16 protein-coding genes and 1 tRNA gene are annotated in these 12,434 nt (G+C 66.5%); 4 read left to right on the plus strand and 13 right to left on the minus strand.

Annotation, left to right across the window (positions count from 1 at the left end):
* Positions 1-3: 3 nt before the first annotated feature.
* Genes ACFQEV_RS05055 through ACFQEV_RS05090 form a run of 8 tightly spaced genes read right to left on the minus strand, consistent with a single transcriptional unit; the run spans position 4 to position 5,437 of the window.
* Positions 4-957, minus strand: coding sequence for a 30S ribosomal protein S3 (locus ACFQEV_RS05055; protein WP_379693183.1), 954 nt, complete (start codon positions 955-957; stop codon positions 4-6).
* Complete coding sequence (locus ACFQEV_RS05060; RefSeq protein WP_092532673.1) at positions 957-1,418, minus strand: 50S ribosomal protein L22; 462 nt, start codon at positions 1,416-1,418, stop codon at positions 957-959. The genes ACFQEV_RS05055 and ACFQEV_RS05060 overlap by 1 nt, the downstream gene beginning before the upstream one ends.
* A 3-nt stretch (positions 1,419-1,421) precedes the next feature.
* Complete coding sequence (locus ACFQEV_RS05065) at positions 1,422-1,847, minus strand: 30S ribosomal protein S19 (RefSeq protein WP_379693187.1); 426 nt, start codon at positions 1,845-1,847, stop codon at positions 1,422-1,424.
* Positions 1,848-1,850: 3 nt separating this feature from the next.
* Positions 1,851-2,579: a 50S ribosomal protein L2 gene (locus ACFQEV_RS05070; protein WP_379693189.1), complete on the minus strand. Its 729-nt coding sequence runs from the start codon at positions 2,577-2,579 to the stop codon at positions 1,851-1,853.
* A 2-nt stretch (positions 2,580-2,581) separates the two neighbouring features.
* Positions 2,582-2,833 carry a 50S ribosomal protein L23 gene (locus tag ACFQEV_RS05075; protein ID WP_379693191.1) on the minus strand — a complete coding sequence of 84 codons (252 nt, stop codon included), beginning with the start codon at positions 2,831-2,833 and terminating at the stop codon, positions 2,582-2,584.
* The gene (rpl4p, locus tag ACFQEV_RS05080) at positions 2,830-3,576 is read right to left on the minus strand and encodes a 50S ribosomal protein L4 (RefSeq protein ID WP_379693194.1); all 747 of its coding nucleotides are present in this window, start codon (positions 3,574-3,576) and stop codon (positions 2,830-2,832) included. The genes ACFQEV_RS05075 and rpl4p overlap by 4 nt, the downstream gene beginning before the upstream one ends.
* Positions 3,577-3,579: 3 nt before the next feature.
* Positions 3,580-4,596, minus strand: a complete 1,017-nt coding sequence (locus tag ACFQEV_RS05085; RefSeq protein WP_379693196.1) for a 50S ribosomal protein L3 — start codon at positions 4,594-4,596, stop codon at positions 3,580-3,582.
* A gap of 4 nt (positions 4,597-4,600) precedes the next feature.
* Complete coding sequence (locus ACFQEV_RS05090) at positions 4,601-5,437, minus strand: putative RNA uridine N3 methyltransferase (RefSeq protein ID WP_379693198.1); 837 nt, start codon at positions 5,435-5,437, stop codon at positions 4,601-4,603.
* A gap of 221 nt (positions 5,438-5,658) precedes the next feature.
* Here ACFQEV_RS05090 and ACFQEV_RS05095 point away from each other — a divergent pair.
* Positions 5,659-5,729, plus strand: a tRNA-Gly gene (locus ACFQEV_RS05095).
* Positions 5,730-6,033: 304 nt separating this feature from the next.
* Here the strand turns inward: ACFQEV_RS05095 and ACFQEV_RS05100 are convergent.
* The 5 genes from ACFQEV_RS05100 to ACFQEV_RS05120 form a co-directional block, all read right to left on the minus strand.
* Positions 6,034-7,320, minus strand: a complete 1,287-nt coding sequence (locus ACFQEV_RS05100; protein WP_379693200.1) for an L-lactate MFS transporter — start codon at positions 7,318-7,320, stop codon at positions 6,034-6,036.
* A 57-nt stretch (positions 7,321-7,377) separates the two neighbouring features.
* Entirely contained in the window at positions 7,378-8,403 is a 1,026-nt protein-coding gene (locus ACFQEV_RS05105; RefSeq protein WP_379693202.1) for a sensor histidine kinase, read from the minus strand.
* Between the two features lie 244 nt (positions 8,404-8,647).
* Positions 8,648-8,923, minus strand: coding sequence for a hypothetical protein (locus ACFQEV_RS05110; protein WP_379693204.1), 276 nt, complete (start codon positions 8,921-8,923; stop codon positions 8,648-8,650).
* A gap of 50 nt (positions 8,924-8,973) precedes the next feature.
* Positions 8,974-9,285, minus strand: coding sequence for a hypothetical protein (locus ACFQEV_RS05115; RefSeq protein WP_379693206.1), 312 nt, complete (start codon positions 9,283-9,285; stop codon positions 8,974-8,976).
* 101 nt (positions 9,286-9,386) lie between these two features.
* On the minus strand, positions 9,387-10,478 hold the full coding sequence (locus ACFQEV_RS05120) for a YhjD/YihY/BrkB family envelope integrity protein (RefSeq protein ID WP_379693208.1): 1,092 nt from the start codon (positions 10,476-10,478) through the stop codon (positions 9,387-9,389).
* Positions 10,479-10,600: 122 nt separating this feature from the next.
* Here ACFQEV_RS05120 and ACFQEV_RS05125 point away from each other — a divergent pair, with 122 nt between their 5' ends.
* The 3 genes from ACFQEV_RS05125 (at position 10,601) to ACFQEV_RS05135 (ending at position 12,420) form a co-directional block, all read left to right on the plus strand.
* Positions 10,601-10,918, plus strand: a complete 318-nt coding sequence (locus tag ACFQEV_RS05125; protein WP_379693210.1) for an MTH1187 family thiamine-binding protein — start codon at positions 10,601-10,603, stop codon at positions 10,916-10,918.
* Between the two features lie 69 nt (positions 10,919-10,987).
* Complete coding sequence (gene mch / locus ACFQEV_RS05130) at positions 10,988-11,935, plus strand: methenyltetrahydromethanopterin cyclohydrolase (RefSeq protein ID WP_379693212.1); 948 nt, start codon at positions 10,988-10,990, stop codon at positions 11,933-11,935.
* On the plus strand, positions 11,932-12,420 hold the full coding sequence (locus ACFQEV_RS05135) for a hypothetical protein (protein WP_379693214.1): 489 nt from the start codon (positions 11,932-11,934) through the stop codon (positions 12,418-12,420). The genes mch and ACFQEV_RS05135 overlap by 4 nt, the downstream gene beginning before the upstream one ends.
* Positions 12,421-12,434 lie beyond the last annotated feature (14 nt).

Below are 12,434 nucleotides of genomic sequence, written 5' to 3' on the forward strand. Positions count from 1 at the left end.
GGATTACTCCTCCGTTTCCTCTTCGTCGGCGTCGGCCTCGGCTTCCGCCTCGGCGTCTTCCTCGTCCGTCTCTTCCATCTCGGCGACGAGGTCCGCCGCTTCCTCTTCGACGTCTTCGTCGAGCTCGTCGAGCTCTTCCTCGTCCGCTTCGTCGTCGGCCTCGGCGGACTCCTCTTCGGCGGGAGCCTCCTCGGTCTGCTCGACGACTTCCTCGACGATCTCCTCGTCGATGACCTCCGAGGGGTCCTCGTCGGGGACGTCGACGTCTTCCTGTTCGACCTCGGGGACCTCCTCGGGTTCGTCTTCGAGGAGTTCCTCGACGCCTTCGGTCTCCGCGGTCTGTTCGACCGGTTCGACCTCCGCCTCGTCGTCGATCTCGAAGTCGTCGGGGAGGACCGCTCCCGGCGGGATGATCTTGACCGTGACGCCGATGGTGCCGAGCTTCATCACGGCGACGCCCTGTCCCTCGTCTACGATCTCCTGGGCGGGTTCGCCGTTGTGCTTGATGTAGCCGCGGTTGAACTTCTCCACGCGCGAGCGCGCGCCGGTGACCTTCCCGGACAGGACGATTTCGGCGCCGAGTGCGCCGGCGTCCATGATGCGGTCGATGGTCGTGTGGCCCGCCTTCCGGAAGTACCAGCCGCGTTCGAGCGCGTTGGCGAGGCGGTCCGCGACGATCCGCGCGTTGAGGTCGGGTTCGTCGACCTCCTGAACGTCGATCTGCGGGTCGTCGAGGTTGAAGCGGTTCTCGAGTTCCTTGGTCACCTTACGGATGTTCTTCCCGCCCTTGCCGATGACCATACCGGGCTTCTCGGCCTTGAGGACGATCTGGGTCCCCATCGGGGTCTTCGCGACCTCCATGCCGCCGTAGCCGGCGCGGCCGAGTTCGTCCGCGAAGAACTCGTCTATCTGGGACCGCTGGAGTCCGTCTTCGATGAACTGGTGTTCGTCAGCCATTATTCCTCGACCTCCTCGATGATGAGTTCGACGTCACAGAGCGTGGTGTTGAACGGGTCCGCCCGGCCGAAGGCGCGGGGCTTGCGACCCTGCTGTTCGCCCACCTTGTGTGCCGCGACGTGCATGATCTCCATCGCGCGTCCGTCGAAGCCCTGTTCGTCGGCGTTCGACGCGACGTTCTGCAGGAGTTCGAGGAACGCCTTCGAGGCCTTCTCGGGGTAGCGCCCGGCGTCCCAGCCGTCGATGTCGGAGCGGTGTCCGACACCGGTGTTGTGCTGCTTGAACGGGACGGAGCGCTCGCCGTCGATGACGGCCTCGAGGTACTCCTCGGCCTCCTCGACGGTCATGCCCTTGATGGCACGCGAGATGGCCTTGCTGTGCTTGAGGCTTATCGGCCGGTCGCGGAGCATCCCCTTGGCGGAGGTGTCCGGGTCGGCCTTGACGCTGTAGTTGATTCCCATGGGTTATTTGAGCGGCACGAACTTCGAGGACCGGGTCGCGCCGATACCGGCCTGTCCGTGCTCGACCGAGTTACGAGTCAGCTGGAACTCGCCCAGGTAGTGCCCGATCATCTCGGGCTCGATGCGGACGCGCTCGAACGACTGCCCGTTGTACACCGCGAACGTCTTGTCGACGAACGACGGGAGGATGGGCATGTCGCGGAGGTGCGTCCGGAGGGGAGAGTCGGCCGTCTCCTGAGGGTCCGCTTCGCGGACGTCCTCGAGGAGTTTCTCGTGTTGGCGCGAGAGTCCTCGCTTGATGGTTCGCCGCTGACGTGCGGGAAGCAGTTCCACTACCTCTTCGAGCTCCATCTCCTGCAGCTCGTCGAGCGTGTAGCCGCGGTAGGTGAACTCCTCACCTTCACGGCCGGTACGGTATTCCGAACTCATGGTTTAGTTGCCTCCTTTGCCGCCGCGACCGGTGCGCTTGGAGGCGATGTCGCCGACCTTCCGGCCCGGCGGTGCGTTGCGCGAGACGGACTTCGGGCGGCCGGGGTGCTGGCGGCCGCCGCCACCGAACGGGTGATCGACCGCGTTCATGGCGACGCCGCGAACCCGCGGCCACTTGATGCCGCGCGCCTTCATCTTGTGGTGTTTCTTTCCGGCCTTCACGAACGGCTTCTCCGTGCGGCCGCCACCGGCGACGACGCCGATGGTGGCGCGGCACTCGGGGTTCAGCCGCTTGACCTCGCCCGAGGGCAGCTTCACGACCGCCACGTGGCGGTCGTGGGTGAGAAGCTGCGCGCTCGTACCCGAGGCGCGGGCGAACTTGCCGCCGTCGCCGACCTGGCTCTCGACGTTGCAGACCGGGACCCCTTCCGGAATCTCGGCCAGCGGCAGCGTGTTGCCGGGCTTGATTTCGGCGGACACGCCGACTTGGATCTGGTCGCCGACAGCGATGCCCTCGGGCGCGAGGACGAGTCGCTGGTCGCCGTCGTCGAACTCGACGGCCGCGACGGGTGCGCTGCGGGCCGGGTCGTGTTCGATATCGACGATGGTACCGGAGACGGTGTCCTCCTCTTCAGACTTCTTGTGCGATAGTTCGGCCTTGTAGCGGTGCGACGGAGCCCGGAACGTGGGCGTGCCGCGTCCGCGACGTTGGCCTTGAATTCGTCGTCCCATTGTTAGAACACTCCGATTCGCGAGGCGACTTCCTGCGCGTCGTCGTCGTCGCTCAGACGAACGGTTGCCTTCTTCGTGCCCTTCGGAGTCACCTGCGTGTTGATCTTCTCGATGGACACGTCGTAGCGCGATTCGATCTCCTCGACGATCTCCGGCTTCGCCGCGTCGAGGTCGACGATGAACTGGAGCTTGTTGTCGAAGTCCATCTCGTTCATCGCCTTCTCAGTGACGAGGGGGTGGCGGATGACGCTCATCGGTCGGCCACCTCCTCGATCGCGCTCTCGGTGAAGACCGTCAGGCGACCGGCGTGCGTGCCGGGCGCGAGGTCCTCGGCGTTGACGTCGGACGCCGTCGCCACGTCGACGCCGGCGAGGTTCCGAGCCGCCTTCGAGGGCTCCTCGCTGGTGACGAACAGGATGGACTTCGGTCGCGTGTACTTGCGACCGCGGGCCTTGCCCTGTCCGGCCTTGATCTTCTTGTTGTCCTCGGAGCGTTCGACGTCCGCGTAGACGCCGATCGATTCGAGGAAGGAGACGACCTCCTTCGTCTTCACGAGGTCCTCGAACTCGTCGGAGACGACGAGGGGGAGTTCGACGTCGTCGTCGAACCGGTGTCCTCGCTCGGAGACGAGTTCGGGGTCCGCCGTGGCGGCCAGCGCCGACCGGACGGCGAGTTTCCGCTCCTTCTTGTTGATGTCCTTCCCCTGGTCCTTCTCGGCCTTCGGCGGGTGCGCCTTGCGGCCGGAGACCGCGTGCGGGACGCGTCGGGCGACGCCGTTCTGGCGCGGGTCGTGGGACATGCCGCGACCGCTACCCATGGACTCGGCGGGAGTCCGCATCCCGGCGTAGGGGTCGGAGCCGTACGCCTGCTTTCGGTTTGCCTGCGCGGCGATGACTGCACGCTTGATGAGGTCCGGACGGTAGTTCGTCTCGAAGACCTCGGGGAGGTCGAGCGTGCCCGCCTCGTCGCCGTTCAGGTCGCGAATTGTTGCCTTCATTGGTTATCCCTGGTTCGATGCCGTGGAGACGTAGCGCACCTCGGGGTCGAGGCGCGGTTGGTCGTTCGGTCGGACGGCCGGGCGGAAGCGCAGGAGGCGCTTGTTCGGGCCCGGCAGCGAACCCTTCACGAGCGCGTACGGGCCGTCGACTTCGCCGTAGTTGACGAAGCCGCCGTCCACGGACGCGTCCGCGCCCTCACCGATGTCGATGAGGCGCTTGTTGAGTTCCGTCCGCTGGTGGTAGCCGGTCTGCCCCTGCTGGGGGACCGTCGAGCGGACGCGGGAGGGGTTCCACGGGCCGAGGTTACCGATGCGGCGCCGCCACCCCTGACGGGCGTGCTTGCCCTTCCGCTTCTGGACGCCCCAGCGCTTGACGGGGCCCTGGGTGCCCTTCCCCTTCGTGACGCCGGCGACGTCGAGGTACTCCCCCGCGCGGAACACGTCGGACATCGCGTGCTCGCCTCCCTCTTCGAGGAGGTCGAGACCGAAGTCCAGCCGTTCCTGCACGGAGCCACCGCCGATGCGGTTCTCCATGACGTCGGGCTTCTTCTTGGGGACGTTCTTCATCGGGCCGGGGACCGTGTGGACGATGAGACGCAGGTCGTCGATTTCGCCGTCCTCGACGGCCGAGCGAAGTTCCTCCGCGTCTTCGTCGAAGGAGTCCTCGCTCGGGAGGTCGAGGACGCGGTCGAGTTCGTCGTCGAACTCGGACGCCCACACTTCGGTCACCGGTTGCATTCCGTACGCCGTCTGTTCGTAGGCTCGAAGGGCCACCGCGCGCATGGGTGGGGTCTCGACGACGGTCACCGGAACGGCCTCCTCCATCCCTTCGCGGGGGGAGTTGGACTCGTCGTTGACCATCATCACTTGGGTCATACCGGCTTTGTAGCCGGCGAAGCCCTGGAGACCCGGCGACCCGTCGTCGTCGGGCCACGAGCGGATGCGCGGGATTTCGGAATCCACACGCTTGCGCGGGCTGTAGCCCATCGAACCCTTTCGTGGTCTGCTTGGTTGTGGCATGTTTTCACTCCGTGAGAGTCAGGGGAGCCAGCGACGCGAACATCGCTTCTTCGGTTCGCACCACGTGGCTGCCCTGTCGCGGAATCGTATTGAGCCAGAGGTCGAACCCCGGACCGTCGGAGGGTTCGACTGACACCTCCTCGGCGTCGACGCCGAGGATTTCCGGAAGCCCTCGACCGGGCGACCCGAAGACGACGGTCGCTCCGTCCCGCTCGATGCGGGCGGAGAGGTCCGCCAGTCTTCCGATCGTTAGCGGTTCCCCGAAGCGAGACGTCGCGATAGCGACGCCCGCGTCGGGGCGGTCGAGCGCTTCTTCGAGGTCCATGCGGGACACGTCGAAACCCGGGAGGGGTTCGTCGACGATCCGCGCACGGACCGGTTCTCGCGAAGAGATCCTGATGGCGACGCGCTCCCCCTCTCGCACCTCCATATCCGATGGGGTGTAGAGGGAGACCGGGTGTTGCATTCCGCAATTGACCCGAACGCGACCGTCAGGTCCGACCTCGGTCACGATTCCCTGTTGTAACGACCCCGAATCGTCTGATTCGGAGCCGGTCGTAGACGCGACGCGCAGGGGTGGTAAGACACCGACGTACTCCAGTTCGTCGCGCCGCCCCCATACCTCCTTTCGGAGGTACGGCGGCGTGGCGGCGTACCGCAGCACGGTTTCGACGAACCCGCCCCCCCAGCGTCGTTCGCCCTCCGTATCGGGGAAGACGACGAGCCTGTCCGCCCGGAACACCGTCGCCGCGCGGGCGACGTAACCGAGTTTGCGAGTCGCCTCGCGTTTGTCCTCGGCTTCCCGGACGAGGGAGGACGGCACGAGTACGCTGAGTGTCATACCGAGCCCTTCATCGTCACGTCTAGACTGTACTCCCACTACCTGAAGCGTGATTAAAAGCCTAGCGAATCGTACTCCGGGCTGTGAGCGCTTCACACCCTCGTCGGCGGGACTTTCGTGCGTGATGAAACCATGGGTGAAGCACCCACGCCATCTGCCGATTCGCAAGTCTTATTTATCAACCCGGCATTACCGATTAATGCAGACGCAGACCACGACACGCGCTGGTAGTGTAGTGGTATCACGTGACCTTGCCATGGTCACAACCTGGGTTCAAATCCCAGCCAGCGCACTTCTCTCGAACTCGACTCGACGAGCGCCGAGTCTCGTCTCGGCGCGACACCGAGTTGGGCGAATGCGGAGACGCTGAGATTTGAATCAGCGAGCGAACGGAGTTCTCGTGAGCCGGAGGCGAACGAGAGCACGGAAGAACGGAGTTCTTCCGGAGTGAGCGAGTGAGTTCAAATGCCGGCGAAACTACGTCTCGCCGACGTTCACCGCGCTTCGCTCGGTGAACTCCCCGCCAGCGCACTTATCTGAAAAACCACACGACGAGCGACCTCCGTGTCACTCGCCCCTGTCTGTCGTCTCGGTCGTCAGTCGGTCGTGGAGACGGTGCCCTCGCCGGGGCGACTCGCCTCTCTGACGCTCCTGATACGCCAGTAGAGGACGCCGACGGTGATCAGACCGACGACGACGAGGGCGTTGATGATGTAGAGGGCCGTCGTGTAGTTACCCGTCGCTTCGAGGACTATCGAGGCGATCTGCGGGCCGGCGACGCCGGCTGCGCTCCACGCCGTGAGCGCGTAGCCGTGAATCGCGCTGACCTCGTCGGTGCCGAAGAGGTCGCTGAGGTACGCCGGGAGGCACGCGAATCCGCCGCCGTAGCAGGTGATGACGAGGAACATGAGCCCCGCGAGGAGCCAGACGCCGGCGACCTGCGGCATCACGAAGAAGGCGGCGATCTGGATGACCATGAACGCCGCGTACGTGGTGGTCCGGCCGATGTAGTCCGACAGGGTGGACCAGAAGATCCGGCCGCCGCCGTTGAAGATGCCGATGTACCCGGTGATGAACGCGGCGGTCGTGGCGGTCGCCCCGCCGATCTGCTGGAGCATCGGCGACGCGAACGCGAGGAGCATGATGCCCGCGGTGACGTTGATGAAGATGACGAGCCAGAGCAACCAGAAGCGCGGCGTGGTGCGCGCTTGCGCCGCGGTGAGGACGTCGAGGCCGGAAAGCGCCCCGGTGGCTTTCTCGTGTGCGCCCTCCACGTCCTGCATGTCCTCGGGGAGCCATCCCTCGGGGGGCTTCGCGAGGTAACTCGCGCCGAGCGTCATCAGGGCGAAGTAGAGGGCACCGAGCGCGAAGAAGGCCGTCGCGACTCCGTAGTTCTGGATGAGGAAGTTACCCAGCGGCCCGGTGAGCAGCGCGCCTGCACCGAAGCCCATGACCGCGAGACCGGTCGCCATGCCGCGCCGGTCGGGGAACCACTCGACGAGCGTCCCGATGGGCGAGATGTACCCGAGGCCGAGCCCCATCCCGCCGACGACGCCGAACGTGAAGAGGAACAGCGGGAGGCTTCCGATCATGACGCTCACTCCCGATCCGATCATCCCCAGACCGTACAGGACGGCCGCGGCGAGGCCAGACTTCCGCGGGCCGTACTTCTCGACGTACTTGCCGAGGAAGGCGGCGGTGACCCCGAGAACGAAGATGGCTATCGAGAACGCGAGCGTGACTTGGGAGGTCGCCCACCCCTCCGCGTCCCGCAGCGGAATCTGATAGATGCTGTACGCGTAGATGCTACCGATCGACAGGTGAATCGCAACGGCCGACAAGGCGATCAACCAACGATTCTTGCCGGGATCGGTGCGTGACATACCCAGTCATGCATTACGAATTATCATAAATATCATGGCCCCCGGAGGTCGCGCGAGTCATCGACTCGCCGAAGGCGCGGGCGACTTGTCCGCGGAGGCGGTCCGAGACTCGGTCGTCTCGGCGTCGGGGCGCGGGAACTCGACGCTGAACACGCTCCCCTCCGGCCCGGTTTCGGTGAGTTCGACGTTCGCCTGGTAGCGGTCGGCCAACCGACCGATGATGGTGAGGCCGATGCCGTGGTCGGTTCTCCCCGTCGTGCTCTCGAAGAGGGCGTCGCGTTCGACTTCGGGCACGCCGGGGCCGTTGTCGGCCACCCGCACGGTCACCGTCTCGGCGGTCGCCTCCACGGTCACGGTGACGCGCGGCGGCCGGACGTCGTTGTGTTCGACCGCGTTCGCGAGCAGATTCGAGAAGATGCGCCGGAGAAGGTCGTCCGCCATCACGTACACGTCGTCCGGGACCGCCGCCTCGGTCTCGACGTCCTCGTAGCGGTCCCGCACCTTGAGGAGCTCGTCGTCCAGAACCTCGCTGAGGTTCACCCGGCGCAGGGTGGGTTCCTCCTCGATGGTCAGAAGCAGTAGCCGAACGTCCTTCGTGACCCTCGTGAGGTCGGTGGCCTGCCGACCGATGACGCCCGCGTACCGCCGAGTCGTCGTCTCGTCGCCCGCCACGTCGTCGAGGAGTTCCGCGTACCCCTCGACGACGTTGGCCGTGTTCAGCACCTCGTGGCGGAGCAACGCGTTGAGGTAATCGAGGAGTTCGCGCCGCCGTTCGAGCTCCTCGGCCCTGACGGAGGAGCGTTGAGCGATGGCCTCGCGGTGTATCGCCTTCGCCTCGTAGTACCCGATGAGAAAGCCGATGCCCGCGCCGAAGCTGACGGCCCACCGCGCCCACCCGAGGAACTGAATCACGCCGCCCGGCGGCATCGCCACCATCAGACCGACGTTGATGAGGACGAAGACGGTCGTTCCACCGAGACACCACTTCAGGATGCGGCGGTATCGCCTCTGAGAGAACGGCGACTGGGCGAGTTTGTACCCGCCCGCTATCAGTCCGACGACGACCGGGATACACGTCACCACTCCGACTATGAACGGGAGGGAGGCGGTATATCCATAGACGAAAGAGAGGTAGATCTCGATACCGAGAACAACGCCCAAAAGGACACCGAGCCCCGTTACGACCTGCGGAACCCGGCCACGAATCATTATCGATTTTGGTAAGGAAACGGAATGGTATAATAGTAACGACAGTATCGCCGCCGCGTTCGTCGTCGCCGCGTCAGTGTCACTCGGGCCGGCCGAACGGCGGGGCGATTCGCGAGACTCACTCCTCGCCGATACCGAGGCCCAGCGTGTTCGCCGTCTCGACGCGGGCGAGTCCGTCCATCGAGCAGAGCGCTTCGACGCCCTCCTCGGGGAGGGTCACCAGAAACGACCCGAAGCGGAGTTCGTCCGCCACCGACCCGCCGACGTCCGCCACGGCGGCCGCTATCGCGGACCGGTCGACGTCGGAGTCCTCGTCGGGTTCGACGACCAGCGACGCCGTCTCGCCGGGCATCGGGTCGTCGCACATCCGCCGGACGGGGTGTGAACGGTACATGTCCGAATCGACGGACGCGACCGTAAAAAAAGCGGAGCGCCTGCGTCGAATCAGTCCTCGGGCCAACAGGAGAGCGACCGCCGCCCCGCGGAGCAGTCGGGGCAGGACGGCGGGAACGCGTCCGCCGACCCGACGCCCTCGCAGTCCGTGCAGTACCAGACGAGGAACTCCCCGCGGTCTTCTTCCGCGGCGGGACGGGGCGCGACGTCCGGAACCGGACGGACAGTTCGCGGGCGGTGGCGGGTGCGGGCGCGGGCGTTCGCGGCCGTCGCGGGCCCCGTGTCGATGCTGGGTCGGGGGTCGATTCGGACGCGCGGGCGGCGGTGCGACGGGCGTTGTCGCGGGGAGGTTCGGGAACTCATACTACTCGTATGCATCCTTAGACTATAAAGTCAGAGTATCACCTATGTATGCGGAACGTGAGTGTCTCCGTCGCACGCCGTTCTCTCCCGCGTCGCGTCCGTCACCCCTCGTCTCCGTCCCCGCCTTCGTCGGCGGGGTACCACCGGAGTTCGACGCTCACCGGGCCGCCGGGGAGGACGTACGACGCCTCCGTATCGACGGCGACGCCGTCGGGGGGCGGCAACTCGACGGACTCGCCGTCCGCGGTGACGACGACGGTGTCGGCGTCGTCGAGGAGTCCGTCGAGTCGCTGGACGGCGACGACGAGTTCGCGCCGCGTGGCGCGGACGCCGTCGCCCCCGGCGGGGGGGACGCCCCCGAACGCGGGTTCGAGGTTGGCGTCGCGGCTCCGGTTCGAGAGGACGGCGTTGACGACTGCGCCGAGGAGGATGACGAGGCCGCTGAAGTAGAGCCACGTCAGGAAGACGAGGATGCCCGTGATGGCGCTACTGTTCGGCGCGGTGCTTGAGAGGGAGAGGTAGACCTGAAACAGCGACTGGAACGCCGCGAGGCCGACGGCGGCGACGAGCGTTCCGGGCAGCACTTCGAGGACGCCCACGTCCGCGTCCGGGAACACGTAGTACATCGGGTAGAACGCGAGCGCGAGTCCGAGGATGCCGACGAGGCGCGCGAGAATCCACTCGAACGGTCCGGCACCCGCCACGACGCCCGAGACGACGCCGTCGACGGTACTGCCGACGACGACGGCCGCCGCGAAGGAGAAGAGGACGAGGAGTCCGTCGGCGAGTTGGTCGAGAAACGAGTTCTCCGACTCGGACTCGTAGATGCCGGAGAAGGCCGTGTCGAGGCCGCGGAAGATGCGGAGTGTCCCCCACAGGAGGACGACGCCGCCGAACAGCGACACGCTGGTCGAGCGCGCGGCGTCGGTCAGTTCGGAGACGAACTCGTCGCGCGCGCCCTCGGTGAGGACGGCCCCCGCGGCGGCGACGACGCTCTCGTAGAGGCTCTGGTCGCCGACGGCGGAGACGACGACGAGCAACAGCAGAAAGAGCGGAAGCAGCGAGACGAACGCGTGGTACGCGATGCTCCCGGCCACGAACGGTAACTTCTCCGCCCGCGCCTCATGGACGATTGCGCGCGCGACGGCGACGACGCGCGAGGCGCGCCGACCGCGGTCGGACTCCCTCACCATACTCGTGTGTCCCGCGTGCGGTACCAAAAGCCGACGGCGGTTCGTCCGCCTCCGTCCGGACTCCGACCCGACCGGGCCGAATCGGACATAGTCTCAAGGCCCACGCACGCGTAAGTACGCATATGACCGTCATCGCACTGCTGAGCGTGGCACCGGTCGTCGAAGGGAGCATGTCCGACCAGGTGGCGGCGGCCGTCGCCGCCCTGGACGAGTTCGACGTCTCCTACGAGACGAACCCGATGGGGACGGTGATAGAGGCCGACGACGTGGACACCCTGTTGGACGCCGTCGGCGCGGCCCACAAGGCCGTTGACGGCGACAGGGTCAGCACGTTCCTCAAGATAGACGACAAGCGCGCGTCGGACCAGAGCGCCGCGGACAAGGTCGCGGCCGTCGAGGAACACCTCGGCCGCCCCGCGAGGAGGGACAGAGGCGAGTAATCGTCGCCGTCGGCCTCCCTCCGAGGCGAACTACCAACTCCTTTAGGACGTGACGACGAACGACCGCCCATGGACTCCATCAATCGCATGGCCGTCGAGTTGATCGACGAGGCCATCGACTTCGCCGACGAACTCCGCGTCGTCCCCTACGAACTCGATTCGGGGGCGACGGTGCTCGACTTCGGGGTGGACGCCGAGGGCGGCGTCGAGGCGGGACTCCTCCTCGCGGAGATACAGACGGCGGGGCTGGCGACGGTCCAGACGCGGATGGACGAGGTGGCCGGGACGCCGATGCCGTACGTCGAACTCCAGACGGACCACCCCGACGTCGCGGTGCTCTGCTCGCAGAAGGCCGGGTGGGAACTCACCTTCGAAGACCCCGAGTTCGACGGACTCGGTTCCGGCCCCGCCCGTGCCCTCGTCGGCGAGGAGGACGAGTTCCGGGCGGTCGGCTACTTCGACGAGTTCGACCTGACGGTGTTGGCAGTCGAGGCCATCGACCTGCCGGGCGACCAAGTCGCGGAACACGTCGCGGAGACGGCCGGCGTCGAACCCAGCGGCGTCTTCTTACCCACGTTTGCCTCCGGGTCCACCGTCGGGAGCGTCACCACCGCCGCCCGCGCGGCCGAGATGGCCGTCTTCCGCCTCTTCGAACTCGGCTACGACCCGACGAACGTCCTCTCGGCGTTCGGGTCGGCACCGCTCGCGCCCGTCAGCTACGACGAGGGCGTGGCGATGGGCCGGACGAACGACGCCCTCGCGTACGGCGGCGAAGTCCACCTCACCGTCGCCGAGGGGTTCGAGGACTTCGACCAAGTTCCCTCCACCGCCCGCGACGAGTACGGCAAGCCGTTCGAGCGGATATTCGACGACGCCGACTGGGACTTCTACGAGGTTCCGGCCGAGGTGTTCGCGCCTGCGAAGGTCACGATAGACGTGGTGAACGGGCCGACGTACGCGTTCGGCGAGACGGACGAGGAACTCCTCGCGGAGTCGTTCGACCTGCGGCAGTCGTGAGGTTCAAACTCGTCCCCGAACCCCCGGCGTCTCCGGACCGAGTCGCCGACGCGCAACGCGCCGTCCCCCTCGTCCCGGGGTCGGAGGACGACTGCTGCGCGCGCCTGATGCGCCGCCTCGACTTCCCGAGTCGCGACGTGGCGCGGACGTGGCTCACCTTCCTGCGCGCCCTCGAACTCGCCGAGAGGACCGACGACGGGGGGTTCGTCCGCCGCCGAACCGACCCGACGCCGGACCACCTCCGACGGGCCTTCCGCGAGCGAATCTTCGGGGCCGAGGACGTGCGCTCGATGCTCTCCGCCGACCCGACGACGGCGGACGAGGCGTTCGCGGCGTTCGAAGAGCGAGTGCCCGTTTGGGAGCACCACAAGAACCCCACCGAGTGGCGAACCATCTGGCGCGATAGGGTTGAGACGATACTGGAGTGGTTCGTCCTCCTCGGGGTGGCCGAGCGAACGGACGACGGCTACGTTTTAGCGGAGTAACCGCAGGGTAAGGA

The sequence above is a fragment of the Halopelagius fulvigenes genome (genome assembly GCF_042662625.1).
Classification (GTDB): domain Archaea; phylum Halobacteriota; class Halobacteria; order Halobacteriales; family Haloferacaceae; genus Halopelagius; species Halopelagius fulvigenes.

Excerpts from the sequence above, each read along its gene's own strand:
- ACFQEV_RS05075 (WP_379693191.1), bottom strand. The coding sequence starts at position 2,833 with ATGAGCGTCATCCGCCACCCCCTCGTCACTGAGAAGGCGATGAACGAG.
- ACFQEV_RS05100 (WP_379693200.1), bottom strand. The coding sequence starts at position 7,320 with ATGTCACGCACCGATCCCGGCAAGAATCGTTGGTTGATCGCCTTGTCG.
- rpl4p (WP_379693194.1), bottom strand. The coding sequence starts at position 3,576 with ATGAAGGCAACAATTCGCGACCTGAACGGCGACGAGGCGGGCACGCTC.
- ACFQEV_RS05090 (WP_379693198.1), bottom strand. The coding sequence starts at position 5,437 with ATGACACTCAGCGTACTCGTGCCGTCCTCCCTCGTCCGGGAAGCCGAG.
- ACFQEV_RS05115 (WP_379693206.1), bottom strand. The coding sequence starts at position 9,285 with ATGAGTTCCCGAACCTCCCCGCGACAACGCCCGTCGCACCGCCGCCCG.
- ACFQEV_RS05110 (WP_379693204.1), bottom strand. The coding sequence starts at position 8,923 with ATGTACCGTTCACACCCCGTCCGGCGGATGTGCGACGACCCGATGCCC.
- ACFQEV_RS05125 (WP_379693210.1), top strand. The coding sequence starts at position 10,601 with ATGACCGTCATCGCACTGCTGAGCGTGGCACCGGTCGTCGAAGGGAGC.
- ACFQEV_RS05070 (WP_379693189.1), bottom strand. The coding sequence starts at position 2,579 with ATGGGACGACGAATTCAAGGCCAACGTCGCGGACGCGGCACGCCCACG.
- mch (WP_379693212.1), top strand. The coding sequence starts at position 10,988 with ATGGACTCCATCAATCGCATGGCCGTCGAGTTGATCGACGAGGCCATC.
- ACFQEV_RS05055 (WP_379693183.1), bottom strand. The coding sequence starts at position 957 with ATGGCTGACGAACACCAGTTCATCGAAGACGGACTCCAGCGGTCCCAG.
- ACFQEV_RS05085 (WP_379693196.1), bottom strand. The coding sequence starts at position 4,596 with ATGCCACAACCAAGCAGACCACGAAAGGGTTCGATGGGCTACAGCCCG.
- ACFQEV_RS05120 (WP_379693208.1), bottom strand. The coding sequence starts at position 10,478 with ATGGTGAGGGAGTCCGACCGCGGTCGGCGCGCCTCGCGCGTCGTCGCC.
- ACFQEV_RS05060 (WP_092532673.1), bottom strand. The coding sequence starts at position 1,418 with ATGGGAATCAACTACAGCGTCAAGGCCGACCCGGACACCTCCGCCAAG.
- ACFQEV_RS05065 (WP_379693187.1), bottom strand. The coding sequence starts at position 1,847 with ATGAGTTCGGAATACCGTACCGGCCGTGAAGGTGAGGAGTTCACCTAC.